The sequence below is a fragment of the Sphingomonas sp. G-3-2-10 genome, from assembly GCF_012927115.1.
Lineage (GTDB): Bacteria > Pseudomonadota > Alphaproteobacteria > Sphingomonadales > Sphingomonadaceae > Sphingomonas.
On record NZ_JABBFY010000001.1, the window covers coordinates 969,644 to 993,640 of the forward strand.

Genomic DNA, 23,997 nt, shown 5'->3' on the forward strand with positions numbered 1-23,997 from the left:
TCAGATCTCGTATTCGATCTGCCATTCGGGTTCCTGGAACGCGGGCCGGCGCTGGGCCATCGCAGGCTGGCGGGCGACCATCTGCGCGTAGAGCCGCTTCACCCGATCGCTGGCGGTGCGCGGGAAGATCGCCGGGAACAGCGCGTGGATCAGACAGGCGACGCCGCCGACCACCATTGTCGCGCCGAACTTTCCGGCGACCGCGGCATGTTCGGAATAGGTCTCGCCGACGCTGCGCGGGTGGGACAGGAAGAGGCGGTCAAACATGGCTGAATCGTATCCGTTGTTACGGGTTCGCCTTCCTCTACGGATTGCTTGCCGAAAAGGGAACCCGCGTGCCACGATCCGGTCTTGCGGCGGGCCGGATTCGCTCTACTGTTATCGCTAACAGGCGCGTACGCGATAGCGTTTGTGATTGCTGATATAATAATATAAATCGGCTCACGTAGAAGACGTAAGGGGAGAGGGAATGAGCGAAGCAGCGGCCGAATTGCAGGATCATCACGTCGCCACGCAGAACGAGAAGCTGGTGATCGGCGCATCGTCGCTGGGCACGGTGTTCGAATGGTATGATTTCTACCTCTACGGGCTGTTGCTGAGCTTCGTTTCGAGCAACTTCCTGACCGGCCTGAACGAGACGACCAGTTTCATCTTCGCGCTGCTGATCTTCGCCGCGGGTTTTGCCGTGCGGCCGTTCGGCGCGCTGGTGTTCGGACGGATCGGCGATCTGGTCGGGCGCAAGAACACGTTCCTGGTCACGATGGCGATCATGGGCCTTTCGACCTTCGCGGTCGGCCTGCTGCCCAGCTACGGGACGATCGGGATCGCGGCCCCGATCATCCTCGTCTCGCTTCGCCTGTTGCAGGGGCTGGCGCTGGGCGGCGAATATGGCGGCGCGGCGACCTATGTTGCCGAACATGCGCCGACGCATAAGCGCGGCCTCTACACCAGCTGGATCCAGACCACCGCGACGCTGGGCCTGTTCGCTGCGCTGCTGGTGGTGATCGGCGTACGCACCGCGATGGGCGAGGAAGCGTTCGCCGCATGGGGCTGGCGCCTTCCGTTCCTGATCTCGATCGTGCTGCTGGGCTTGTCGATCTGGATCCGGCTGAAGCTGAACGAGAGCCCGGTGTTCCTGAAGATGAAGGAAGAGGGCAAGACGTCGAAGGCGCCGCTGACCGAAGCCTTTGGCCAGTGGAGCAACCTCAAGCTGGTGCTGATCGCGCTGTTCGGCGCAGTCGTGGGGCAGGCGGTGGTGTGGTACACCGGGCAATTCTATGCGCTGTTCTTCCTCGAGAAGACGCTGCGGGTGGATGGCGCGACGGCGAACATCCTGATCGCGATCGCGCTGGCGCTGGGCACGCCCTTCTTCGTGTTCTTCGGCTGGCTGAGCGACCGGATCGGGCGCAAGCCGATCATCCTGGCGGGCTGCGCGATCGCGGCGGCAAGCTATTTCCCGCTGTTCGCGGCACTGACGACCGCCGCCAATCCGGCGCTGGCACTGGCGCAGGCGCAATCGCCGGTGAGCATCACCGCGAACCCGGCCGAATGCTCGTTCCAGTTCGATCCGGTGGGCAAGAACAAGTTCGACGGATCGAGCTGCGACATCGCCAAGGCTTTCCTCGCCAAACAGGGCGTAGCCTATCGCAACGTGCCGCTGCCGGCCGACGGATCGGTGGCGGAAGTGCATATCGGCGGCGTGGGCATTCCGGCGGTGAACCCGGCCGGTCTCGACCCAGCTGCGAAGAAGGCAGCGATCGCGGCGTTCCAGGACAAGACCCGGCTGGCGCTGGAAGTGGCCGGCTATCCCGCCAAGGCCGATCCGGCGCGGATCGACAAGGTGATGGTGGTGGCGATCCTGTTCGTCCTCGTGCTGCTGGTGACGATGGTCTATGGTCCGATCGCGGCGATGCTGGTGGAGATCTTCCCGAGCCGGATCCGCTATACCTCGATGAGCCTGCCCTATCATATCGGCAACGGCTGGTTCGGCGGGTTCCTGCCGGCGACGGCATTCGCGATGGTCGCCGCGACCGGGGATATCTATTACGGGCTCTGGTATCCGGTGGTCGCGGCTTCGGCCTGCGTGGTGATCGGGCTGTTCCTGCTGCCCGAAACGCGGGAGCGGTCGATCGACGATTGAGTTCAACCGGCGCGGCGCTTGCGATGTTGGATTTCTCCTGCTTCGTGACGCCGCGTACCGGGACCGAATTCACGCAGGATCGGACGGGATAGACCGAGCGGGCTTCGGGCAACGCTGGTACGCTGATGGGGAGGAAATCCCATCGTACCGGGGGAGACGTTCGATGAACCGCAAGCCGATTTTCGATGCCGTTCGCAAGATGCTGGACCGTGGCTTTACCAACGAGGAGGTGAAGGCGCTCGACAAGGCGTGCGACGCCGCCGAGGCGACGATCGCGGCAACCGCCGATCCGGTGCGCCCGCCGACGCCCGCCGCGCCTTCAGGCCGGAAGATTGGCGCGGCGGGTTTGAAGCTGATCCATGAATTCGAAGCGTGCGAGAAGCACCGGTCCGACGGCAAGTTCGAAGCCTATCCCGATCCGGGGAGCGGCGACGGCCATCCCTGGACGATCGGCTGGGGATCGACCGGGCCGGACATCAAGCCCGGCACGGTATGGACGCAGGCCCAGTGCGACGCGCGTTTCGCGACCGATATCCAGCGCTATGCGAACGATGTGGCCAAGGCGATCGGCGATGCGCCGACCACGGCCAGCCAGTTCGATGCGCTGGTGTCGTTCCACTATAATACCGGCGCGATCGCCACCGCGACGCTGACCCGAAAGCACAAGGCGAAGGACTATGCCGGCGCCAGGGCGGAGTTCGGGCGCTGGGTGAAGAACAACGGCACGGTGATGCGCGGGCTGGTGCGCCGCCGCGCGGCCGAGGCGGAGCTATACGCGTCGGCATGACCGGCGGCGTCATCCCGGTTTCCGCCGGGATGACGCCCTCGCGACACCGGTCCGGACGCCGCTATTCGCGACTGTCGGCCAGCGCCTCGATCGTTTCGATGTCCGGATCGCTAGCGGCGATCGTCATAGCGTCGCGAACCAGCGTTTCCGCGTCTGCATCGGTCAGCGGCGCCGGGGCGAGGGATTCGAGGCCGCCGCCACCCCAGCGCGGGCCGAAGCGGTGGACAGCGTAGAACATCACTTTCGCCTTCGTCGTGCCGACCCCGCTGCAACGCATCGCTTCGTAGAACATGCGATGCGTTTCGCGCCACGGCTCGGTCTTCACCACGCAATAATGATCATGGACGATCGAGGCGTCGCGATAGCGCCCTTCGAACGGTCCGCCGATGATGCTCCACAGCGGACGCGGGATCGATGCACCGTCGAGGCTGGCGCCCTTGGGCACCGGCCACTGCTTGCTGCTCTCCTGGATATATTCGATCGGCGCGAGCAACTCGCCCAGCCGCCCGTCCGGCAGCAGCGCGACCTGTGGCGGCAGGCCAATATAGGAGCCGAAGCCGGTGACTGTGGATTCCAGCCCGCCGCCGCCATCCGGAGCATATTCCAGCAGCGCGTGCAGATAATGGGTGGCTTCATCGAGCGTCGAGATCGCGAGTGTTTCTGTCATCGTGCCGGCTCCCCTCCGATCGGCCCGCCTCAGGCGGCGGGCACCTTGAGTTCCTCGCTCAGGATATTCTTGTTGAGCGCGTCGAGGCGCGCCTGGATCGCGACCTTGTCGTCGGCGGCGGCGCTGGCGAGCTGCTTCTTGAGCTGCTCGGCCTCGCCACGATACTTCATGTCGTTGACCAGCTTCATGCCCTCGATCAGCGCCGTCATGCTGACTTCCGCGCCGTTCCGGGCGTCGAAGAACTGCTTCATGACCCCTGCCGTAGCGACCGTCGGAGCGAAGCTCTCGAGATTCTTGCGCACCGCGCCGTCGAGGCTGATCACCACATAGGGCTCGTCGCCATTATAGACGCTGCTGTCCTTGTTGAGCAGGCCGCGCGCCGGATCGTAACGCATGCCCGAGGCGTCGAAGTTGCACATCACGCGGAAATCGGCGGTCGGCGCGGCGACGCCGGGCATGTTGAAATCGAGGCTGTCGGTGACCGAGAAGGCGGCCTTGCCGTCGATCAGGCCGTCAGCCAGCTCGGACCCGATCTTGATCAGGCCGCCAGCCGCCATCAGATACCCCGCCGCCGGCATGAGCAGCGGGATGCCCGCCGCGGTGCTGAGCCCCTTGGAGATGATCTCGAACAAGCCGCCGTCGAACCGGTCGAACGCCATTTCGACCGTGAAGTGGAACGAGTCCGTCACCACCGCCGGCGAATAGGCGACGACATTGGTGCCGTCATTGAAGGTCGACGGGGCCTTGAACCGGGTCTTGGGGCGAATGTCGTTCTGGAGGAAGTTCACGGCGCGGCTGGACGCCGCATAGACCGAATAATCCTTCAGGCCGGTGACGACCGCCATCGGCTTCGCGCTGCTGCCGAGGAACCCCTTGGTCGGATGCCGGCCGGTATAGACTTCGCGGATCAGGATGGTGAGCGGCTTGCCCAGGCCGATCGGCACGAACTGGGTGACGGCCGGGTTATTCTCGAGGCCTGCGGGCGTTTCGAACGCGGCGGCGAGCGCATGGGACTCGGCGCTTTCGAGCGACTCGAGCCCGCTGGCCACCGAAAGTTGAGAGGCGAAGTCCGCCTTGCTCAACAGCTTGTCTCCGAGAATTCTATAGACGGCCATGAGATCACCCCTTCTCGTCTCAGTGCAAATCTGGCAAATCATTCACTATAACGCAGATAGAGGCAAGTTGTCGTTGGATTGATTTAGGTTTGTCTTCGGGGGAGATTCGGCGTGGCAAGCAAGAATGATGACATTCACGAAATTAATGCCATTTCGGATGAAGATAAGGCCAAGTCATTGGATCAGCCTGAGAATGGCGATGACATGCATGCCGATCCCGATGCGCCGGTCGAGTCCGTAGGGGGGCTGGAAGCCGCGGTGAGGCAATGGCGCGTGGCGAAAGCGCTCGAGACGCTGCGGATCCAGATCAACACCTTGTGCCCCGGGCGTGACCGGGCGAGCGACGGCGGGATCGGCGACGCCGCGCACGCGACCCGCGCATCGGATCACAATCCCTGGGTGATCGACGCCGGGATCGGCGTGGTGACCGCGCGCGACTATACCCATGATCCCGCGCATGGCTGCGACGGCAACCGGCTGGCGGACCTGCTGCGCGCGAGCCGCGACCCGCGGATCAAATACATCATCTGGAACCGGCGAATCTGCGCTTCGCAGCCGATGGGCGGGCAGCCGGCATGGGCGTGGCGGCCCTATACCGGCGATAATCCGCACAACAAGCACCTCCATCTGTCGGTGTTTCCGGACAAGGCGCTGTACGATTCGACAACGGAATGGGCGATCGCGGCCTTGCCGGGCGGCGTCATTCCGGCTGTGGTGACACCCGCTCCGGCTGCACCGGCGCCCACGCCTGCGAGTGCCGTGTCCCCGCTGCCGAAGACGGGAACTCCGGAGCATGATGCGGCGATCGCCGAACTGGACCGCGCGGCGCAGGCGCTGCTGGGCCTGACGCCGCTGCTGCAGCGGCTGACCGATCTTCAGGACAGCGACGATGCCGCGATCAACGTCCGCGCGGGAGAGTTGCTGGGCCGTTATCGCGAGCTGACCCGGATCGATACAGCGCCCCAGCCGACACCGGCACCGGACACCGCTACAATGGCTGCGGCGGTGCAGCCGTCACCGCCCGCGCCGCTGCCGCCCTTCACCGGGACCGGCTTTGCCGACCTCAAGCTGCGCTACGAGATGCTCTATGCCGGCGCCGTGGTGCGGCCCGAATGGGCGTCGACCGTGGCCTGGCACCGCCAGAAGCTGCTGCAATATCGCCCGCGCTACGATCCGGTCGCCGCCAAGACCGGCGTGCCGTGGTGGTTCATCGGCATCGTCCATGCGCTGGAAGGCAGCTTCAACTTCACTACCCATCTGCACAATGGCGATCCGTTGACGGCGAAGACGGTGCGCGTTCCGGCCGGGCGGCCGCCGGTGTGGAACCCGCCCAACGACTGGGAATCGAGCGCGGCCGACGCGCTGCAACATGACGGGCTGGCCGGGCAGGGGGACTGGACGCTGGCGCGGGTGCTGTACCGTTTCGAGCGCTATAACGGCATGTCCTATTACTCGCACGGCATCAACTCGCCCTATCTATGGAGCTTTTCGAACCAGTATTCGAAGGGCAAGTTCGTTGCGGATCATCAATATGATCCCAATGCCGTGTCGAAACAGTGCGGCGCGGCGGTGATGCTGCGGGCGCTGGCCAATGCCGGCGATGTGTCGATCTAGGAGAGCGGACGATGCAATTGCAGAACCCGTTGCTGGCGATTTTCCTGCGCGCGATGGAAGCCAGTTTCGACGATACCGATCTGCAGGTGATCCTGCTGCAACGGTTCGGCCTTCGATACTCGAAGCTAACGAACCCGATCCGGCCGTGGAGCCTGCAGGTCATCAACATCCACGACTATTTCGACAAGCGGAACGAAACCGAACATCTCGTCAGCGCCCTGCGGGATGCGCGGCCCAATGTCCCCGAGTTTGCGAAAGTCGCGGACGGCATGGGCTTTGCCGTGATTTCCACCGGCCTGGAGGTTCTCGTTCAGACCGGCCGCACACCCTATCAGGACGTCGACGTGTTCCGCGCGAAGCTGGCCACGATCGAGGCGGCGATCTGCCAGGTCGATATCGACGGCGCGACCGGCACCGGCACGCTGATCGGGGCCGATCTGGTGATCACCAATCGCCATGTAGTCGCTGCCCGGATCGGGACGGACGGGAAACTGACCGGTCCGGCGACCTGCCGCTTCGACTATAAAACCAACGGGGAAGGCTATACCACGCCGGCGACCGAGGTGGCGGCCCACCTCCTGCTGGCGTCCAGCCCCCACGCGCCGCAGGACACGGTGGTCGGTCCGATGGCAACCGATCTGGCGGCACTCGACTATGCGATCCTGAAGCTCGACCGGAAGTTCGCCGACGAACCTGTCGTCGCGGGCGGCAATCCGCGCGGACGCATCGAAGTGGCGGGCGCACCGACTGCGGGAGTCGATGCGGGCGTGCTCGTCATCCAGCATCCCGGCGGCAAACCGATGAAGATCGACTTCGGCTCGGTCACCGAAGTCGGACCGGCACGCTTCCGGCATACGGTGAACACCGAACCAGGATCGTCGGGCGCCCCGGTGTTCGATGCGGCGCTCCGGCTGGTTGGAATCCATCATGCCGGACATACCGGCGGACCAGGGCCTGCCCTGACCTATAATGAAGGCATCCCGCTCGGCGCGATCCTGACCGATGCGGTCGCGAAGGGCGTGGCGATCTGACATGGCCAGCCTGCTTCCCGAGGAGGAAAACGCCCTTCTGACCGTGGTCTGCCGGTTCAACCAGCTCGATTTCGAAGCCTTTCTCGGCATGAATGGCGGGCCGGCGCTCAGCAGCTTCAGCTCCCCCCTGAAATCGATGATGGTGATCGCGATCGACTTCAACGGATGGGTACAGCGCGATGGCAAGGACCTGCCCAAGCTGCTGGATGCGCTGGCGACATCGGCGGGTTCAAGCGTCGAAGTTCCCATGCTCGTGGCCGCGGCGTTGCGGCTGAGGACGGTCGAGGCCCGTACCCGGGCCTTGGGCCGACCGACCGATGTGCGGCTGGCCGGCGGGATGCCGATCATCAATCGCATGACGTTGCGCCAGCACCTGCAGGATGCGATCGACGGCGCGAACGATCCCGGGCGTGACGTGAAGGTGGTCAAGGTGGTCGGCGATCGCGGGCTGGGCCGCACCTATTCCTGGTATCTGATCAAGCACGTCGCGGACTCGGGTGTCGCGAAGGCGATCAAGGTCGATCTGATCAGCGCGACCCTGCAGGACCAGACGCTGGAAGTGCTGTTCAACACGCTGGTGCGCAATCTGGGCATCACTGACGGCAGGGCGCCGACGTCGGACGGCGTGACCGCGGACACGCTGGCCGCGCGCTATGCCGAGGAATTCGCCGGATGCCTGAACCGGGCCTCCGGTGGGTGGCCGAAGCCGCTGTGGCTGGTGTTCGACAGCCTGGACCGCGAACTGCGCCCCGAGGTGAAGCGGTTCGTGTCGCTGCTGGCGACGATGCGGTTCGAGGGAGGCTTCGACAGGTGCGTCATCTTCCTGCTCGGTCCCGATGCCATCACCGAGCCGGCTGACCCGGGCCGGCTGGTCCGCAACGAACCCCTGGTGGCGTTCACGCCTGCGGAAATCACCGAGGCGGCGACCGGGCTGAACGGGCAGGGCACCACGCCGCTTTCGGAAGCCGATCTGAACGATCGCATCGCCGTGATGCACGGGCTGGCGGGCCAGCATGCGGGCAGCGCCCTGTGCCGCGAAGTCTGCGTCAAGCTGATCGATCTGCGGGTAGAGGTGCGCGCATGATGCCGGGAGAGACGCCGAAGCTGGAGGCGGAGAATCCGGTCAGCGAACTATGGGCGACCGCTGCGGTGCGCGAGCGCTTCCGCGTCAGCGACGTGCTGGGCGAGTGGCTTCGGACGCATGAAAGTGCGGGTATGGATGTGCAGCAGGCGGCGATGTTCGCGTCGCGCGATATCCAGAACGTCGCCCGATCCGGCCTGAGCGCAGATGGTGGCGAGACGCTGAGACTTCCCACGGAAATCAGACTCGACGTGTTGAAGCAACTTGGCGCGGCAGTGGCGCGGCAGGTGCTGGAAGCGGTGGCGGCGGCCGATCTGAGCCCGGTCGAGCGGATGCTGCGGCGGCTGCTGGCGGGCGAGGATGTTGTCGCCCCGGACAATGATCGCGATCAGTTGCTGGCGTTGCGCATCGCGACGAGCAGCGCGGCGGCGGCGGGCGTGACGCCGCGCTATACCGAAGCCGAACTGGACGCGATGATCCGGCGGCAGGACCTGATGATGACGCTGGGCGGGCCGGACCTGCATCGTTTCGTCGGGCGCGCCCGCGATCTCGCGACGATCCATCGCCTGTGGCGCGAAGGCGCGGCAGGGGTGGCGATCGCCGGGCCCGGCGGCATGGGCAAATCGCTGATGGTCAGCCGGTTCGTGTCCGACCTGATGGACGCGAACGAAGCCGAGCGCCCCGCCGCGATCTTCCATATCGATTACGACCGGCGCGACTTGCAGGAGATCGGCGTTTCGCGCGCGTCGAGCCTGGAGATACTGACCAGCGAATTGATGCGGCAGGCGCGGCGCTGGCTGCCGCCCGAGGCGATCGACAATCTCCAGCGGTTCGGCGGAAGCAGTGCCGGACCCTGGGCGTCGGAATCGATTTCCTTCTCGCGCTCGTCGCGGCGTGGGCAGGCGCAGGGCGACCTCGTTTCCGAGCTCGGTTTCCTGTTGTGCGAAAAGGCACCTGCAAAGGCGCGGATCGTGCTGATCTTCGACAGCATGGAACAGATACTCGGGCATGACGACGAAGCGGTGCGGAGCATCGATTATGTCGCGGGGCGGATGCGAGATGCAGGTGTCGAGACCTTCGTGATCTGCGTGTCGCGGAACTTCGCGGATTCCGATGGCATCGAATACCGGCTGGGTCACCGGATCGACCTGACCCAGTTCACAGACGAGGAAGCCCGGCTGTATCTCGCCAACGAAGCCGATCGATCGAATGTGGTGTTGAGCGACAAGATCGTCGATCGCGTGATCGCGACTGTCGGCCAGTCGCCCCTGGCGCTGCGGCTGGCGGTATCGCTGATGGAGAAGGGCGACGAGACGTTTGATCCGGGGCAATGGGCGAAGACCCTGCGCAACGATCCCGAACGGATCCAGGCCAGCCTGTACGACCGCATCCTGAAGCGCATCCGCGATACGAACCTCGCCAAGATCGCGCGTCCGGGCCTGCTGGTGCGGCGATTGACCGAAGGCGTGGTGGAGCAGGTGCTGGCAGAGCCGTGCGGCCTGAAGATCGCGCCGGGCGATGCCGAGAAATTGCTGTTCAAGGGCCACGGGGAAGGACAGTTGTTCACCGCCAATCGCGCCGATCCCGATCCGCGCGCGCTGTGGCACCGCGCCGATGTGCGCGCGCTGATGCTGGCCGATCTTGACACCGAAGTGAGCGACACGGTGGCGCAGGACATCAACACGCGGGCGATCGCCTACTATCTCGACCGCGACGACGTGATCTCACGCACCGAGGAGCTCTATCACCGGCTGCGGATGGAGCAGGACGCGGCGGAGATCGATCCGCGCTGGACCGACACGGCGGGGGCCGCCCTGCGCGGTGCGCTGGAGGAATTGCCACCTGCCTCGCGCAGCTATGTCCGGCGGAAGCTGGGCAGCGCGTCGCTGCAGGCGATCGACGCTTCGGCCGAGATCAGCGGCGCGGACAGCGAGTTGCGGCAGGTCGTGCAGCGCGAGCTGCAGAGCATCGCTGACGGCGCGACGCCGGTCGCGACGCTGGAGCGGTATAATGCCGCGAAGATGAGCGGGCCGCTGGCCGATCTCTATGCAGAGGGGCTTCTTGCCGATGGACGGATAGACGAACTGTTGAGCGAAGCAGCACGGTTGATCGAGACGCGCGATGCGCCGCGTCAGGTTCGCGCGGCGGTTTCGAATATTGCCGGCGGCGCGCTGGAGGGGCTGGGGAGACTGGCGGAAGCGGCGGACACGTTCCGCACTGCAGTCGAGCTCGCGACCGAGACCAGCGAGGAAGCGGTGCATATCGCACTCTCCGCGCGGATCGGCGCACTTCGCACCGCCCGCAAGCAGGATGAGATCCGCCATTTCGCAGGCTTCACGCGGAGCCGTACCCGTCAGATCGGGAAGGCGCTGCAACTGGTCGAGCGCGTCTATGACGGCCTTTCGCGCAGGGCGGTGGAATCGCGTGAAGTGGTGGCCGAATTGTCGCCGCCCGATGGTGCGAACAGCATCAACCCGCTGCTGTTCCGGATGCTCGTCCATCTGGTCGAGAGCGGGGAGGCATTTCCCGGCGCGATCGACAATCCCGAACGGGCGCGCGATATCGCCCAACGCTTTGGTTTCAGCGCGGGATCGCCGCGCGAGCTGGCCGGCTATCTCTCGAAGATGGTCTATGGCCCCGAAGCACCCAAGGTGATCGAGGTCATACGCGAGGAAGTCGACTGGACGCTGGAACGCGCGGTGGCGCGTCCGGCCGTGGCATAGCGGGAGGGAAACGGTGTCCGATACTGGCGACAACCCGGCGATCGGGTTTCTGAAGCGGATCGCGCCGGCCGCGGGGCAGGGTGGCGGACTGGAAGCCATGACCGCGCCCGGCGCCGCGCTGGAGATGCTGGCGCCCAGCGTCCCCGCGCCGGACGCGCTGCAACCGGTGGTCGACCGGACGCTGGCGAAGATCGCGGAGAACCGCGCGCTCGACAGCCATGAATCCTTCGCGCTCGAGGCGATCATCATTCCGGACAAGAGGCCGGTGATCGACGTGCTGAGCGGCAACCAGTTCCGTACCGATCACGCGCTGTGGCAGCATTTCAACGGCGGGCCGGCGCATGATCGCATCGCGGCGGCGGTGCCCGCGGTGGGGCGCGTGGAGCTGCCGGGCCATCCCAGCCTGGCCTATGGCGGCACCGGCTTCGTGGTGGGGCACAACCTGCTGATGACAAACCGGCATATCGCCGAGCTGTTCGCCAGCGGTCTGGGTACGCGCAATCTTGCTTTCCTGCCGGATCGCCGGGCGGGAGTGGATTTCGAGCAGCGCGCCGATGGCGGCAGCTTCGTGCTCGCCGTTTCGCGCGTCGTGATGATCCATCCCTATTGGGACATGGCGCTGCTCGAGGTCGAAGGGCTGCCGGCCAGCATCGAGCCGCTGCGGCTGGCGACCCAGGCCCCGGGCGACGTGCCCGATGTCGCAGTGATCGGCTATCCCGCCTTCGATCCGCGCAACGATATCGCGGTGCAGAACCAGGTGTTTCGCGGCATCTACAACGTCAAGCGGATCATGCCCGGTAAGCTGACCGGGCGGGAGCAGACCCAGAGTTTCGGAAAACTGGTGTTCGCGTCGACGCACGACAGCTCGACGCTGGGCGGCGCATCGGCGTCGGCGGTGGTGAATGCCGGCAACGGGACGGTCGCCGCGCTGCATTTCGGCGGCATCTATCTCAGGACCAATTACGGCGTGCCGGCCGACCTGCTGGCGCGCGACGGGCGGGTGATCGATGCCGGCGTGCGGTTCGAAGGCACGCCGCGGCGCGAGAGCGGCCCCTGGGACGGCTGGTGGGACCAGTCCGAAGCGGCGCAGGCCGCCGCGACCACGGTCACCGTTCCGGCATCCTACGCCGGCACGCAGGCGCAGGGCGCGGGGAACCGGATCCGGCTGACCCTGCCGCTGACCGTCACGATCGAAATGGAGCCGCCGGTCGTCGCGGGAGGCGGCGGGCCCGCTCCCGCGCCTCCGTCCGCCGGCGGCGACAATGTCGTGCCGATCGAAGCGCCGGTGGCGGACTATCGGGACCGCAGGGGCTATGACGCGGCGTTCCTCGGCGCGCCGGTCGCGCTGCCCGAGGTCCGCGCGGCGGCGGCCGACGTGCTGCGCTTCGAACTGGACGGCAAGACCGAGACCGAGCTGCGGTATGAGCATTTCTCCGTCGTGATGAACCGGCCCCGGCGGCTGTGTTTCTTCAGCGCGGTGAACATCGATGGCGGGCTGTCGCGCAAGTCGCCGCGCACCGGATGGCGGCTCGACCCGCGCATCCCGACCGCGCAGCAGATCATCCAGGAATGCTATGGCAATCCGCCCCGGTTCAGCCGCGGGCATATGACGCGGCGCGAAGACCCGGTGTGGGGCGACGAGACCGCCGCGGCGCGGGGCAATGCGGATTCGATGCACGTCACCAACACCGTGCCGCAGATGCAGGCGTTCAACTCGCCGATCTGGCTGGCGCTGGAGGATTATGCGCTGGAACATGCGCGCGAGGACGAGATGAAGATCTCGGTCTTCACCGGTCCCTATTTCCGCGCGGACGATCCGGTGCTGTACGGAGTGCAGGTGCCGGTGAGCTTCTGGAAGATCATCGCCTTCATCCATGACGTGTCGGGCAAATTGTGCGCCACCGGATATGAGATGAGCCAGAAGGCATCGCTGCCCGCGCCGTCGACCGAATATGTGTTCGGCGAGTTCCGCTCGCGCCAGTTGGGGATCGCGACCCAAACGTCGATCCGGTCGATCGAAGCGCGCAGCGGGCTTTCGTTCGGCAATCTCGCCGATTTCGATCCAAAGTCGGGCATTACCGAAGCGGCGGGCGGCGGCGACGGCCTGCTCGATCAGCTGGAGCAGATCCGCTTCGTGTGACCGGCTGTCGCATCCGTCACACGCCCATCGGCGATGGTGACCCCTACGGGAATCGAACCCGTGCTTCAGCCGTGAAAGGGCCGCGTCCTAACCGCTAGACGAAGGGGCCATGCCGTAGCGTGGAAGGGCCGGTTAGGGAAAGGCTGGCGGCTCGTCAAGCATTGTCGCGCGACTATTCGAATATCTTGCTCAATCCACCCATGCCGCGTCGTCGATATGCATCTCGGCGGTGGGGCGGCTGCCCCAGTCGTCGATCTTCGCACGGCCGGCGAGCCACAGCTTGCGGTGGCGCGGGGCCGAGAGAAGGGCTTGACCGAGTTCGGTATCAGCCTGGCGGAAAGCGACGGCCTTGAGACTGCGCCCATCCTCGCCAGAGACGATCAGCCGGACATGGCCACCGCTGCCCACCACGTCGGCTTTGATGATCGATACCGGGCCCGCGACGACGCGCGGGGCTGGCCAACCCATACCATAGGGGCCGCCTTCCTCCATCGCATTGACGAGGGCGGGGTTGATGCCGCCGGGGGCAAGCACGGCGTCGAGCAGCAGCGCGCGATCGCCCATCGCCTGCGTGACGCGTTCGGACAGGCGTTCCTCGAGGAAATCGGCGAACGCATCGAGTTTGGATTCTGCGACGGTAACGCCTGCCGCCATCGCGTGGCCGCCGCCGGCGATCAGCAGACCGGCATCCTTTGCCGCCAGAATCGCCGCGCCGAGATCGACGCCGGGGATCGACCGGCCCGAGCCCTTGCCGAGCCCCTGTTCGTCGAGCGCGATGACGATCGCCGGACGCCCCATCTTCTCCTTGATTCGCCCCGCAACGATGCCGATCACCCCGGCGTGCCACCCGCGCGAAGCGATCACCGCGACGGCACGGTTGGACTGGCGTTCGCTGAGTTCCTCGGCGGTGCGCTGGACCTCGGCTTCGATGGCGCGGCGGTCTTCGTTGAGCAGGTTCAGCTCGGCGGCGATGGCGCGGGCTTCGTCGGGATCGCGCGTGGTGAGCAGGCGGACGCCCAGATCGGAGCGGCCGACGCGCCCGCCGGCATTGATGCGCGGCCCGAGCGCGAAGCCGAGATCGGTGGCGGTCGGCGCGCGCGTGAGGCGCGACGCCTCGATCAGCGCGTTGAGGCCCAGATTGCGGCGCTGCGCCATGACCTTGAGGCCCTGGGCCACGAACGCGCGGTTCAGGCCGCGAAGGCTGGCGACGTCGGCAACGGTGCCCAGTGCGACGATATCGAGCAGATCGAGCAGCCGGGGCTCGGGACGACCGGCGAAGAAGCCGCGCGTGCGCAGGGTGCGGATCAGCGCCGCGCCGAGCAGCCAAGCCATGCCGACCGCTGCGAGATGGCCGTGCGCGGCGCCTTCGTCCTCGTCGAGCCGGTTGGGATTGACCAGCGCATGGGCGATCGGGAGTTCCGCGGCGCATTTGTGGTGATCGCACACGATCACGTCGACGCCTGCGTCGCTGGCCATCTGCAGCGCCTCGAACGCCTGCGCACCGCAATCGACGGTGACGATCAGCGATGCGCCTTCCTGCCGAAGCCGGACCAATGCTTCGCCCGAGGGGCCATAGCCCTCCATCAGACGATCGGGGATATAGGGCTTCGCTTCGAGGCCAAGATCTCTCAGAAGCAGGATGAGCAACGCTGCCGAAGTCGCGCCATCGACGTCATAATCGCCGAAGATCGTGACCTGTTCCTGCGCCGCGACGGCATCGGCGAGGCGTTCGGCGGCCTTGTCCATGTCGCGGAAGATCGAGGGATCGGGCATGAACGCGCGGATGCTGGGCGCGCGGTGCGCGTCGAGCTCCTCGCGCGGGCAGCCTCGAGTCAGCAGCAACTGGGTAACGAGGTCGTCGGGCGCGAAGCCGGGATCGCGCGCATCGGCCGCCAGCCCCCGCCAGCGCCATGCCTGGCCGGAGATCGAGCGCTGGATGTTGAGGACCGTCGACATGACCTTCAATAGGTCTTGATGTGCGTGCGGATCCAGGGGCGTTCGCGGAACCATTTGGTGACGATATATTTGGTGCCCTCGATCACGCGCATCCCCTCGTGCAGCGTGTCATAGTTGGGGCGGCCATCCGGAAGCATGTTGTTCCAGATGACGAGCAGGCCCTTTCGCGGTGCGATGCGGATGCCGGCGCGTGGGAACCAGGTCGCGCCGCCCTCCTCGACATTGGTGAGATAGGCCATTGCGGTGAAGGTGCGCTGGCCGCCGCTTTCCTGCATCGCGGGCCAATAGGCTTCGGTTTCGTGGAAATAGTCGCAATGCGCCTTGAACTGCTGGCCCGGCGCATAGCGCTGGCCCTGCAGCGTTTCGCCATGTTCGGGCGGCAAGCCGAGCAGGTGCGCGATACGCTCGTCGACCGGCAGCACGTCGGGCGACCAGCGATCCAGATCGCAGCTGTCGCTGGTGCGAAACTCGGGATCCTCGTGCGTCGCGAGCAAGGTAGAGCGGCGGCGGTTGGCGTCGATCAGTTCGACCAGCTTGTCGCATTCGGCGTCGGAAAGATAATTCTCGAACAGGTAAAGCTGCGCCGCTTCGATCGGCGCGCGGCGAATGCCCGGCATCGCATCGAGGCGATCGGTGACCAGCTTGCCGGCGCGCCCGCGTTCGGCAGCCACCGGATCCTTCTTCTTTCGGGAAAACAGACTCATGGGCGGGCAGATTGCCGGGCGCGCGCCGGAAGGCAAGGGGCCGCGATCAAACCGGCGCAATCCAGGCGCGGTTCCACGGGTCTTCGCGATACCATTTGGTGACGACATATTTGGTGCCGGCGGTCACCCGTTCGCCTTCATGCAGCGTACGATAGTTGAAGCGGCCATCGGCAACCATGTTGTTCCACACGATCAGCAGGCCCGGACGGGGGGTGATGCGGATGCCGGCGAGCGGGAAGAAGGTCGCGCCACCGCTCTCGACTTCGTTGAGATAGACCATCGCGGTGAAGGTGCGGTGACCTCCCTGTGCGCGGATCGCATCCCAATGGGCCTGACCCTCGCGGAAATAGTCGCAATGGGCGCGGAACTGCTGGCCGGGGGAATAGCGCTGGCCCTGCAGGCCCTCGCCATATTCGTAGGGGATGCCGAGCAGGTTCGAGAGGCGATCGTCGATCGGCAGCACCGCATCCGCCTTGAGATCGCAGGTCGCGCTGGTGCGGAATTCGGGGTCCTGATCGGGTTCGTAGAGTTTGGACGGGAAGGGATCTTCGTCGATCTGCCGGATCAGCGCCGTGCATTCCTGCGCGCTGAGGAAATCGGGGCAATGCCAGATCGCCGCGCCGGGCACCGGGATGCGCTGCGCCTGCGGGTTTGCATCCAGCCGCGCCTCGACGATGCGGGTGACCATCGCGCGCTTGCGGGAAGGTTCGCCGGTGAGATGCGGATCGCTGGCCATAACTCGGAGTTTGGCGCGTGGGCCTGAAATGACAAGAGCCCGGCCGCTTTCGCGACCGGGCTCCCTGTGCCTCCTCGGGCAAGCCCGTCGGCTTACCAGAAGATGTCATACTCGACGTCGACGACCATGCCGGTCCTGATATCGACCAGAAGCGCGTCGTTGTAATAGCGCACCCAGCGATACGGGCCATAGGCCGGCGGCAGGCGGTAGTAGAACGGATCCTCGATCCAGTAGTTCGACGAGTAGAGCAGCGAGCCCAGCGTCAGACCGATCGAGAAGCGGTTATACCCGTAATTATAGCCACGCGGCGCATAATAGCGGGGCAGGCGATAGGCGTTGCGGTTCTGGCTGCGGTAATTGCGCCAGTTGTAGCGGCTGTCCCGACGCCAGTTGTTCGACCAGCGATTGTCGTTGTTGCCGCGACCGTCGTTCCACCGGCCATCGTTGCGGCCGCCATTGTTGCCGTTCCAGCGCCCGTCATTGTCACGGCGGCCGTTGTTGGACCAGTTACGGCCGTCATTGTCGCGGCGACGCTCGAACTGCTGACCACGGGTCTGGCCCTGCGGACCGCGATCCCGGACGCCGTCGCCACGGTTGCCGCGATTGCCCCAGTCCTGACGCGGCGAGCCCTGCGAGCCGACGACGCCGGTGTTGCCGTTACCGCGATTGCCCTGCCAGCGGGGCGAAGGCTGCGGCGCCTGCGGGGTCTGGGCCTGCGGGGCCTGCTGACCCCGGTTCCAGCCGCCATTGTTGCCGCGATCGCCGCCGTTGCCGCCACGGTCGCCGCGCCATTCGCGCTGCGGCTGGGTCTGTTGCGGCGCCTGCTGCGACTGACGCCATTCGCCACGCTGGCCCTCCTGACGGGGCTGCGCCTGCGGGCGGCTTTCATTCTGCTGGCGCCACTGGCCGCGCTGGCCCTGGTTACCGCTTTCCGAACGTTGACCGCCACCGCGATCGCCGCGGCCACGATCCTGCGCGAGCGCAGGCGGCACCAGTGCCGTTGCTGCAATCAGCGCCGCGATGATGGGCTTAAACATTCCTCTGTCTCCGCACAGTCGGCGAGGTGCCGCTGTCTGTAATGCCCTTCTAGGTGAACGAGAATGTCGTGAGGCTGAATTGCACTGACAGCCGATTGAAAGATTCGTTAACCGCCGAAGCCCGGCGTATTTTCCTCGCCACGGGCAAGGCGCGCGGCATGGTCGATCGCCGCGACGAGCCGCGGATAGATGCCGCAGCGGCAGATGTTGGGGATCGCCGCCTTGATATCGTCTTCCGACGGGGCACGATTGGTGCGCAGCAGGATCGCGGCCGCCATCACCACGCCGGGGACGCAATAGCCGCATTGCGGCACATTGGCGGCGATGAACGCCTGTTGCACAGGATGGCTGCGATTCTCGGAAAGCCCCTCGATCGTCACGACGAACTTGCCTTCGAGCGACGCGATCGACTCCTGGCACGCCAGCACCGCCTGGCCATCGACATCTACGGTGCACGCGCCGCACTCGCCCGTGCCGCAGCCATATTTGGTGCCGGTGAGATTGGAAGCATCGCGCAGGGCCCAGAGCAGCGGCGTGCGCGGGTCCATCTTGTACTCGACCGGATTGTCGTTGACGGTGAAGCGAGTCATCGCGGCGGACCCTAGACCCAAATCGTCCGGACTGGAAACGGCGCGTTTCCGCTTCTGACGTTGCGGGCGCGGACGGGCAGGGCGACATTGGCGGCATGACCCAACCTACTCTTTTCATTCCGCATGGCGGCGGCCCCTGTTTCTTCATGGACCCTCATGGCGGCCCGCCCGATGCGATGTGGCTCAAGATGGAGGCCTATCTGGCGGGGCTGATCGACAGCCTGCCCGAACGACCGACAGCGATCCTGCTGGTGTCCGGCCATTGGGAAGAAGCAGCCGTGACGGTTCACGCCGGAAGCGGCCATCCGTTGCTGTACGATTATGGCGGCTTTCCCGAACATGCCTATCGCTTGCGCTGGGACGCGCCGGCCGCGCCCGGCCTTGCGATGCGGGCGAAGGAACTGCTGGAAGGCGCGGGCTTTCCCGTCGGCGTCGAGCGCGAGCGGGGATGGGACCACGGCGTCTTCATTCCGATGATGGTCGCGGTGCCCGGCGCCGATATCCCACTGGCCCAGCTTTCGTTGCGGCACGATCTCGACCCCGCCGCGCATATCGCGATGGGCCGGGCGCTCGCTCCCTTGCGGGACGAAGGCGTGCTGATCGTGGGCAGCGGCATGAGCTTCCACAATCTCCGCGTGCGCGGCGTGCCGGCGACGGCACCTTCGGACGAATGGGACGCAGCGCTGGTTGACGCAGTGATCGATCCCGATCCCGCGCGCCGGGCCGAGCGCGTGGCGGCGTGGGACAGCCTTCCGCATGCTCAATTCGCTCACCCGCGCGAGGAGCATCTCCTGCCGCTGATGGTCGCGCTGGGCGCGGGCGGAGACGGATCGGCGGTGTGCGATTACCGCGACCATGTGATGGGCTGGGCGGTGAGCGGGTTCCGGTTCGGGTAAACAGTCGCCACGGGGGCTGTGCCGGAAGCAAATTTCCTACGGTACTCGCTTCGTCACGACAGTATTGCGAGCATTTCACCCGATCCGACCAGCTTCGGGCCTTCCTGAATGCGCCAGACCAGCCCCGGAGAAGCCTCCAAGCCCAAGTCGGACAAATTCAGAAAGATAATCTCGGCATCGAAGGTTTCGCCGGGCGGAATCGGATGGTCCGGTAACTCGACGAAACCGATGGCCATCTCCCGATTATCGGCATCGAAGAAGTTGTGGTTCGGCCGATAACTGCTTCCGCCCGCCAACGGCGTGCTCCGTCCACCATCCTCGGTCGTGAGCAAATGAATCCGGGCGTGGACCCGCACTGTCGCGTCGTCCACTAATCCCGCCAGCTTCGGTCCGTACGGTCGACCAGCCGCACCATCGCCGCGAAGTCCGCTGCGCCCGGGCCGCCGGGGACCTGCGCCATGTGCAGGTCTCGCTGATGGACCGTGACAACTTCGTCGGGAACGACCAGCGGCGTGCCCATGCTCGCCGTGGCGACCTGGATTTCGCAGGCGCGCTGGAGCGACCAGTGCTTGATAAATGCCTCCGGAAGGGTGCGGCCCATCACCAGGATGCCGTGGTTCTTCAGGAGCATCACCCGCTTGTCGCCAAGATGCTCGAGCAGCCGCGCGCCTTCCTCGTCGCGCACCGTCACGCCTTCGAAGTCGTGATAGGCAATCTGGCCGTGGAAGTTGCAGGCGTAGAAATTGGTCGGGCGCAGGCCGCCCTCGACGCTGCTGACCGCCATGCCCGCTGTGGTGTGCGTGTGCATGATGCAATGCGCGTCGGGCAAATGGCGGTGGAACAGCGCGTGCTGGACGAAGCCGGCGCGATTGACGGGGTAGGGGCTGTCGTCCAGCTTGTTGCCGTCGATATCGATCTTGACGAGGTTCGATGCCTTCACTTCGCTGAAATGCAGCCCGAACGGATTGATCAGAAACGCGCCGTCCTCGCCGGGGATCTTCAGCGTGATGTGGTTGTAGATCATCTCGGACCAGCCGAGCATGTCGAATACGCGATAGCAGGCGGCGAGCTGCTGGCGGGCTTCCTGCTCGGCTTCGGTCATGTTGGGCCGGGTGTGCAGCGCGGTGGCCATGATCCTCTCCTTCGTCTCTTTCGAAGACGGGGTATGCCACGCGTGCGGGGGCGCAGGCAATATCGCGGAGTAGGAAGGCAGTCGTCTAGTTGCGGTAGAGCGGCAGGCGGGCGAAGCCGAGCCAGGCGTTGCCCCGGCGGCTACCGCGCAGGCGATCGGCGGCGTCATGCAGCGCCTGTGCCTCCGCCAGCGACGATGCCGTCGCCGCGCGCGCTTCGAGAGCCAGTGCCTGTTGGTGGCGCGTATCCATGTCCACAACTTATCCACAGATTTGTGAACATGTCGTGACATTTTTCATGCCGTGCGGCTCGGCGGCTGTGCGGGGAGGTCGGAGCCGAGGGTTTCGAACCTGCGAGAGGGCTTTATCGCGTGGCAGCTCGGGCTTGCGTCATCGAATGAGGTGGCGTTGCCGCCGCAAGACCCTGACGTTCTGGAACTGAGTGAGGCGGCATTGCCGCCGTCCACACGGCTAAAATCATGTCTCCGGCATGATTTGCGTCCGTGGTGACCCCTACGAGAATCGAACTCGTGTTTTCGCCGTGAGAGGGCGACGTCCTAACCGCTAGACGAAGGGGCCGTGCGCGGAAGCGGGCTACTAGGGGTGGACGGCGTACCCGTCAACCCGCAAGAACCCCGCGATCCTCCTATTCGATCTTCCAGATATCCACGACCTGCTCGATAATAGCCTGAGCATCGTAGCTGCCGGCGAAACCGTGCCGGTCGAGCATGTCGCGAAGGGTGCGGTGTTCGTGCCTCAGCCGGACGACATCGGCGCTGTGATCGAAACATACCGATCGGAATGCCTGGACATTGCTCTTCTGGAACTGGAACCAGCCCCCGACAGCAATCTCGGTGGGCTCGAGCATCCGGTTCCAGTCGTCGAGGCTGAGGTTCGACGAAGCGATGTCGATGAAATGATGGCTTTCGAAGCTCGATCCGGGCACCGGGATTTGCGACGCCGAGGCGTCGAGAACCTCTTCCCGGTCACGCGTTATCCGCGCGCATACCCGCTCGATCTCGACCACCGCGCCGGGCAGCGCGCTGTCGGCGAAGATCTCCCCCAGAATCTTTCGCACCCGCGCGCCGAGATCGAGGAAATCCTGCTGCGTTTCGACTGGCGGCAACAGCGAGGTGAGATAGGAAGTGAAGGTGGAATAGCCGTTGCGCAGCTCCGGCGTATGCACGTGATAGTCATGGGCATATTCGGGATCGTTGAAATGGGCGCCCTTCACGGCTCCCACAATCCGCGTCACCTTGGTCGCAATGCCGCGACGATCCAGTTCGCGCGCGATCGAGACCAGTTTCCCCTCGACCGAATGATCGTCGGAAACATCGATGTGGAAATGCAACGAACCCAAGGCCCGGGTCGCGCCTGGCGCATAGTTACCGGAACGAAACAGGCTGTCGGTCACGGTACCTCCAGACACCGAAGCTTTACCAGCGCGTGCTCTAGGGCCTGCATCACAAAGTAACATTGATATGGATCCAGAACTCGTTCGTCGATGAAGTCAATGCCGACAACGATCCTCGCATCGTCAGACTCCCGGATTGCGCGAAACAAATATACCGCTTTGGTGGACCGGGAAAGTTCCAAATAGGAATCGCCCGATTTCGCTCCCTCGCCTTCGGTATTCGTCGAAAACAGGAAGCTCTCGGCTGTTACGCCCTCGAACGCGACCTGATCCAGACGTGCGCCTTTATAGGCTTCTCGCATCCCTGCATGGAGGAGAACCGTAATCAGTCCTTTTGCCAATATTGGCGGGGGGTTGGGGACAGGACTTCTCTTTGTGTGAAATGCGCCAACCTGGTTGAGGAAGGGGGCAAGATCATTCTTGTCCAGGCCATCGGGCGCATAGTCCTTTGGGCCGACCGCGCTCAGGAGAATGGGTTGCTCGATGTCCGGAGTGCCTGATTCCCGATTGGCGGTAACGACGGTGATGATCGCCTTGGGCTGGCCGAGCAGGGGGTGGATGAAATCGTGGATCGCCCAGGCCAGTTCCGCGCCGACCCGGCACCATTCGGCGGTTTTCCTGACCTCACCTACCGGGAGGTTGCTGATGGTCCTCCCGAGCCGTCCGCCATGCGCTACCGTGGCCTGTGCGACGCTCAGGCCGGGCATCTCCGAATCCTTGTCACGCGCGATCGTGATTTCCTGGCTGCCGCTCTTGCTGATGCGCCAGATCTGCCGGTCTCCGGGCGCCCATTCGCCGACAAGCCAGTTCACCGGATCGTGCGTGACCACGAAAGCGGTGTGGTGCTTGTCCCGGTTCAGGAAGTCGCGAAGCACGCGATCGATGAACTGCCCGCGGACATTGGCGTCGAGCGATGCTTCGAGCTCGTCGAATAGCAGGACCTCGGGATCGCCAGCGATCGCCCTGGCATAGGCGATCCGTTGCCGCTCGCCGCCTGAAACCGAGGTGCCATGCCCGTCGATCGAGCGGTGATCCGGGCGCTTGTCCCAATTGATCTTGGCGACCTCCGCGCGTTTCAGGACGCTGAGGACCTTCTTTTCCATATCATTCTTGTCGATTTCGCGGAACGTGGTTTTCGCACGGAGTGCCAGTTCGACATGTTGGGCGGCGGTGTGCTGAGGCCACAGCGAGTCCGACCCTTGCTGCACATAGCCGATATTCTGATAGAATTTGGGGGATACGGCTTTCGATGCGCCGAATGACTCCACGCTGTCCGCAAACTCCCAGTTGATCGTGCCCTGGCTGGCTTTCACGAAGCCGAGCAGCGCGCGCATGATCGAGCTCTTGCCCGATCCGTTCGGCCCCACGAGCAGGTGAAGACTGCCTCGCCTGAACTCGGCCAGCGGGATCGAGATTTTTACATCTCCCCCGACGGACGCGATCAGGCCGTTGATTTCGACGGCGTTCGTCATCCCTGCTGCCGCATATATCGATCGGACAACATGAAGACCGGAATGGTCAGAAGGGCATAGACCGCCACGACCACGAGAAAGACGCGCGTGTCGTAGGTTTCGTCGAGAATGGTCCGCGAGGTTTTCATGATGTCATAGGCGCCGATGACGCCGACCAGCGAGCTGAGCTTCAGCGTGGTCGCCCATTCGTTCGTCACGCCGGCTCCGCAGGAGCGCCACAAGGCAGGAAGTTCGAAATTCCAGCGGAACGACCATCCGTGGGCGCCCGCGGCCCGAGCCGCCTCGACCTGCGCGATGGGGAGGGTTTCGAATGCGCGCACCATCAGCCGGCAGACGAACACTGCAAGATTCAGCGACAGAAAGACGACTGCCGCGATCCAGGGATTGGCGAACCAGCCCTGGCCGAAAATCAGCAGCACATAGACCGGTACGCTGAGCGCGACATAGAGGACTCCGCGCGACACGAGCGACAGGAACTTCCGGTTGGCGAAGGCCGGGCGTGCGATGTAGGCCAGAAATATTCCCAGCAGCGTCCCCGCAACAATGGAAGCAACGCTGATCCCGACCGTGTTGAAGACACCTTCCGCCAGCAATTCGGACTGCTTGCGACTGAACCAGATGTCGAAGATCCAGGTGATCGGCTCCCTGAGCAATGCCAGGATGGCCGTCGCCAGGCTGAAGGCCAGCCCGCCGACGATCTGGAACAGGTCAATCGATTGCTTTCGCGCCCAAGGAATAATGCTGCGCATCTTCCGCCCCCTGCT

General features: G+C 64.9%; 22 protein-coding genes and 2 tRNA genes. 8 read left to right on the forward strand and 16 right to left on the reverse strand.

Annotation, left to right across the window (positions count from 1 at the left end):
- Positions 1-267, reverse strand: a complete 267-nt coding sequence (locus tag HHL13_RS04910) for a DUF6356 family protein (RefSeq protein WP_169554615.1) — start codon at positions 265-267, stop codon at positions 1-3.
- A 202-nt stretch (positions 268-469) separates the two neighbouring features.
- On the opposite strand from HHL13_RS04910, the gene HHL13_RS04915 reads away from it, so the two are divergent.
- Positions 470-2,140, forward strand: coding sequence for an MFS transporter (locus tag HHL13_RS04915; protein WP_169554616.1), 1,671 nt, complete (start codon positions 470-472; stop codon positions 2,138-2,140).
- Positions 2,141-2,303: 163 nt separating this feature from the next.
- Positions 2,304-2,927: a lysozyme gene (locus HHL13_RS04920; protein ID WP_169554617.1), complete on the forward strand. Its 624-nt coding sequence runs from the start codon at positions 2,304-2,306 to the stop codon at positions 2,925-2,927.
- A gap of 61 nt (positions 2,928-2,988) precedes the next feature.
- Here HHL13_RS04920 and HHL13_RS04925 read toward each other — a convergent pair whose 3' ends face one another.
- Positions 2,989-3,594: a DUF1353 domain-containing protein gene (locus tag HHL13_RS04925; RefSeq protein WP_169554618.1), complete on the reverse strand. Its 606-nt coding sequence runs from the start codon at positions 3,592-3,594 to the stop codon at positions 2,989-2,991.
- A gap of 29 nt (positions 3,595-3,623) precedes the next feature.
- The gene (locus HHL13_RS04930; protein WP_169554619.1) at positions 3,624-4,709 is read right to left on the reverse strand and encodes a hypothetical protein; all 1,086 of its coding nucleotides are present in this window, start codon (positions 4,707-4,709) and stop codon (positions 3,624-3,626) included.
- Positions 4,710-4,913: 204 nt separating this feature from the next.
- Between HHL13_RS04930 and HHL13_RS04935 the strand changes: the two genes are divergently transcribed.
- Genes HHL13_RS04935 through HHL13_RS04955 form a run of 5 tightly spaced genes read left to right on the forward strand, consistent with a single transcriptional unit; the run spans position 4,914 to position 13,298 of the window.
- The gene (locus HHL13_RS04935) at positions 4,914-6,323 is read left to right on the forward strand and encodes a hypothetical protein (RefSeq protein WP_169554620.1); all 1,410 of its coding nucleotides are present in this window, start codon (positions 4,914-4,916) and stop codon (positions 6,321-6,323) included.
- A gap of 11 nt (positions 6,324-6,334) precedes the next feature.
- The gene (locus tag HHL13_RS04940; RefSeq protein WP_169554621.1) at positions 6,335-7,354 is read left to right on the forward strand and encodes a serine protease; all 1,020 of its coding nucleotides are present in this window, start codon (positions 6,335-6,337) and stop codon (positions 7,352-7,354) included.
- Position 7,355: 1 nt separating this feature from the next.
- Positions 7,356-8,438: a hypothetical protein gene (locus HHL13_RS04945; protein ID WP_169554622.1), complete on the forward strand. Its 1,083-nt coding sequence runs from the start codon at positions 7,356-7,358 to the stop codon at positions 8,436-8,438.
- A complete protein-coding gene (locus HHL13_RS04950) occupies positions 8,435-11,158 on the forward strand; it encodes a hypothetical protein (protein ID WP_169554623.1) in 2,724 nt (907 codons plus the stop codon). The genes HHL13_RS04945 and HHL13_RS04950 overlap by 4 nt, the downstream gene beginning before the upstream one ends.
- A 13-nt stretch (positions 11,159-11,171) precedes the next feature.
- A complete protein-coding gene (locus tag HHL13_RS04955; RefSeq protein WP_169554624.1) occupies positions 11,172-13,298 on the forward strand; it encodes a DNA/RNA non-specific endonuclease in 2,127 nt (708 codons plus the stop codon).
- A gap of 34 nt (positions 13,299-13,332) precedes the next feature.
- Here HHL13_RS04955 and HHL13_RS04960 read toward each other — a convergent pair.
- The 6 genes from HHL13_RS04960 to HHL13_RS04985 all read right to left on the reverse strand — a co-directional run bounded on the left by HHL13_RS04960 (position 13,333) and on the right by HHL13_RS04985 (position 18,321).
- Positions 13,333-13,407, reverse strand: a tRNA-Glu gene (locus HHL13_RS04960).
- Positions 13,408-13,487: 80 nt separating this feature from the next.
- A complete protein-coding gene (recJ, locus tag HHL13_RS04965) occupies positions 13,488-15,254 on the reverse strand; it encodes a single-stranded-DNA-specific exonuclease RecJ (RefSeq protein WP_169554625.1) in 1,767 nt (588 codons plus the stop codon).
- 5 nt (positions 15,255-15,259) lie between these two features.
- On the reverse strand, positions 15,260-15,958 hold the full coding sequence (locus tag HHL13_RS04970; RefSeq protein WP_169554626.1) for a 2OG-Fe(II) oxygenase: 699 nt from the start codon (positions 15,956-15,958) through the stop codon (positions 15,260-15,262).
- A gap of 46 nt (positions 15,959-16,004) precedes the next feature.
- Complete coding sequence (locus tag HHL13_RS04975) at positions 16,005-16,694, reverse strand: 2OG-Fe(II) oxygenase (protein ID WP_169554627.1); 690 nt, start codon at positions 16,692-16,694, stop codon at positions 16,005-16,007.
- Between the two features lie 92 nt (positions 16,695-16,786).
- On the reverse strand, positions 16,787-17,731 hold the full coding sequence (locus HHL13_RS04980) for an RcnB family protein (RefSeq protein WP_206376850.1): 945 nt from the start codon (positions 17,729-17,731) through the stop codon (positions 16,787-16,789).
- A gap of 107 nt (positions 17,732-17,838) precedes the next feature.
- A complete protein-coding gene (locus tag HHL13_RS04985; protein ID WP_169554628.1) occupies positions 17,839-18,321 on the reverse strand; it encodes a (2Fe-2S)-binding protein in 483 nt (160 codons plus the stop codon).
- Between the two features lie 95 nt (positions 18,322-18,416).
- On the opposite strand from HHL13_RS04985, the gene HHL13_RS04990 reads away from it, so the two are divergent.
- Positions 18,417-19,217, forward strand: coding sequence for a class III extradiol ring-cleavage dioxygenase (locus tag HHL13_RS04990; protein ID WP_169554629.1), 801 nt, complete (start codon positions 18,417-18,419; stop codon positions 19,215-19,217).
- A 53-nt stretch (positions 19,218-19,270) separates the two neighbouring features.
- On the opposite strand, the gene HHL13_RS04995 is transcribed toward HHL13_RS04990, so the two are convergent.
- The 7 genes from HHL13_RS04995 to HHL13_RS05025 form a co-directional block, all read right to left on the reverse strand.
- The gene (locus tag HHL13_RS04995; RefSeq protein WP_169554630.1) at positions 19,271-19,588 is read right to left on the reverse strand and encodes a hypothetical protein; all 318 of its coding nucleotides are present in this window, start codon (positions 19,586-19,588) and stop codon (positions 19,271-19,273) included.
- Complete coding sequence (locus HHL13_RS05000; RefSeq protein ID WP_169554631.1) at positions 19,588-20,349, reverse strand: class II aldolase/adducin family protein; 762 nt, start codon at positions 20,347-20,349, stop codon at positions 19,588-19,590. The genes HHL13_RS04995 and HHL13_RS05000 overlap by 1 nt, the downstream gene beginning before the upstream one ends.
- Positions 20,350-20,434: 85 nt before the next feature.
- On the reverse strand, positions 20,435-20,599 hold the full coding sequence (locus HHL13_RS05005; protein WP_169554632.1) for a hypothetical protein: 165 nt from the start codon (positions 20,597-20,599) through the stop codon (positions 20,435-20,437).
- Between the two features lie 252 nt (positions 20,600-20,851).
- Positions 20,852-20,926: transfer RNA gene (locus HHL13_RS05010), tRNA-Glu, on the reverse strand.
- Between the two features lie 67 nt (positions 20,927-20,993).
- A complete protein-coding gene (locus tag HHL13_RS05015) occupies positions 20,994-21,761 on the reverse strand; it encodes a hypothetical protein (protein WP_169554633.1) in 768 nt (255 codons plus the stop codon).
- On the reverse strand, positions 21,758-23,233 hold the full coding sequence (locus HHL13_RS05020) for an ATP-binding cassette domain-containing protein (protein ID WP_169554634.1): 1,476 nt from the start codon (positions 23,231-23,233) through the stop codon (positions 21,758-21,760). Before HHL13_RS05020 ends, HHL13_RS05015 begins: the two co-directional genes overlap by 4 nt.
- A complete protein-coding gene (locus tag HHL13_RS05025; protein ID WP_169554635.1) occupies positions 23,230-23,982 on the reverse strand; it encodes an ABC transporter permease subunit in 753 nt (250 codons plus the stop codon). The genes HHL13_RS05020 and HHL13_RS05025 overlap by 4 nt, the downstream gene beginning before the upstream one ends.
- Positions 23,983-23,997: the final 15 nt, after the last annotated feature.

Coding starts and splice junctions, on each gene's coding strand:
- HHL13_RS04910 (WP_169554615.1), bottom strand. CDS start 267: ATGTTTGACCGCCTCTTCCTGTCCCACCCGCGCAGCGTCGGCGAGACC.
- HHL13_RS04915 (WP_169554616.1), top strand. CDS start 470: ATGAGCGAAGCAGCGGCCGAATTGCAGGATCATCACGTCGCCACGCAG.
- HHL13_RS04920 (WP_169554617.1), top strand. CDS start 2,304: ATGAACCGCAAGCCGATTTTCGATGCCGTTCGCAAGATGCTGGACCGT.
- HHL13_RS04925 (WP_169554618.1), bottom strand. CDS start 3,594: ATGACAGAAACACTCGCGATCTCGACGCTCGATGAAGCCACCCATTAT.
- HHL13_RS04930 (WP_169554619.1), bottom strand. CDS start 4,709: ATGGCCGTCTATAGAATTCTCGGAGACAAGCTGTTGAGCAAGGCGGAC.
- HHL13_RS04935 (WP_169554620.1), top strand. CDS start 4,914: ATGCATGCCGATCCCGATGCGCCGGTCGAGTCCGTAGGGGGGCTGGAA.
- HHL13_RS04940 (WP_169554621.1), top strand. CDS start 6,335: ATGCAATTGCAGAACCCGTTGCTGGCGATTTTCCTGCGCGCGATGGAA.
- HHL13_RS04945 (WP_169554622.1), top strand. CDS start 7,356: ATGGCCAGCCTGCTTCCCGAGGAGGAAAACGCCCTTCTGACCGTGGTC.
- HHL13_RS04950 (WP_169554623.1), top strand. CDS start 8,435: ATGATGCCGGGAGAGACGCCGAAGCTGGAGGCGGAGAATCCGGTCAGC.
- recJ (WP_169554625.1), bottom strand. CDS start 15,254: ATGTCGACGGTCCTCAACATCCAGCGCTCGATCTCCGGCCAGGCATGG.
- HHL13_RS04970 (WP_169554626.1), bottom strand. CDS start 15,958: ATGAGTCTGTTTTCCCGAAAGAAGAAGGATCCGGTGGCTGCCGAACGC.
- HHL13_RS04975 (WP_169554627.1), bottom strand. CDS start 16,694: ATGGCCAGCGATCCGCATCTCACCGGCGAACCTTCCCGCAAGCGCGCG.
- HHL13_RS04980 (WP_206376850.1), bottom strand. CDS start 17,731: ATGTTTAAGCCCATCATCGCGGCGCTGATTGCAGCAACGGCACTGGTG.
- HHL13_RS04985 (WP_169554628.1), bottom strand. CDS start 18,321: ATGACTCGCTTCACCGTCAACGACAATCCGGTCGAGTACAAGATGGAC.
- HHL13_RS04990 (WP_169554629.1), top strand. CDS start 18,417: ATGACCCAACCTACTCTTTTCATTCCGCATGGCGGCGGCCCCTGTTTC.
- HHL13_RS05000 (WP_169554631.1), bottom strand. CDS start 20,349: ATGGCCACCGCGCTGCACACCCGGCCCAACATGACCGAAGCCGAGCAG.
- HHL13_RS05005 (WP_169554632.1), bottom strand. CDS start 20,599: ATGGATACGCGCCACCAACAGGCACTGGCTCTCGAAGCGCGCGCGGCG.
- HHL13_RS05020 (WP_169554634.1), bottom strand. CDS start 23,233: ATGACGAACGCCGTCGAAATCAACGGCCTGATCGCGTCCGTCGGGGGA.
- HHL13_RS05025 (WP_169554635.1), bottom strand. CDS start 23,982: ATGCGCAGCATTATTCCTTGGGCGCGAAAGCAATCGATTGACCTGTTC.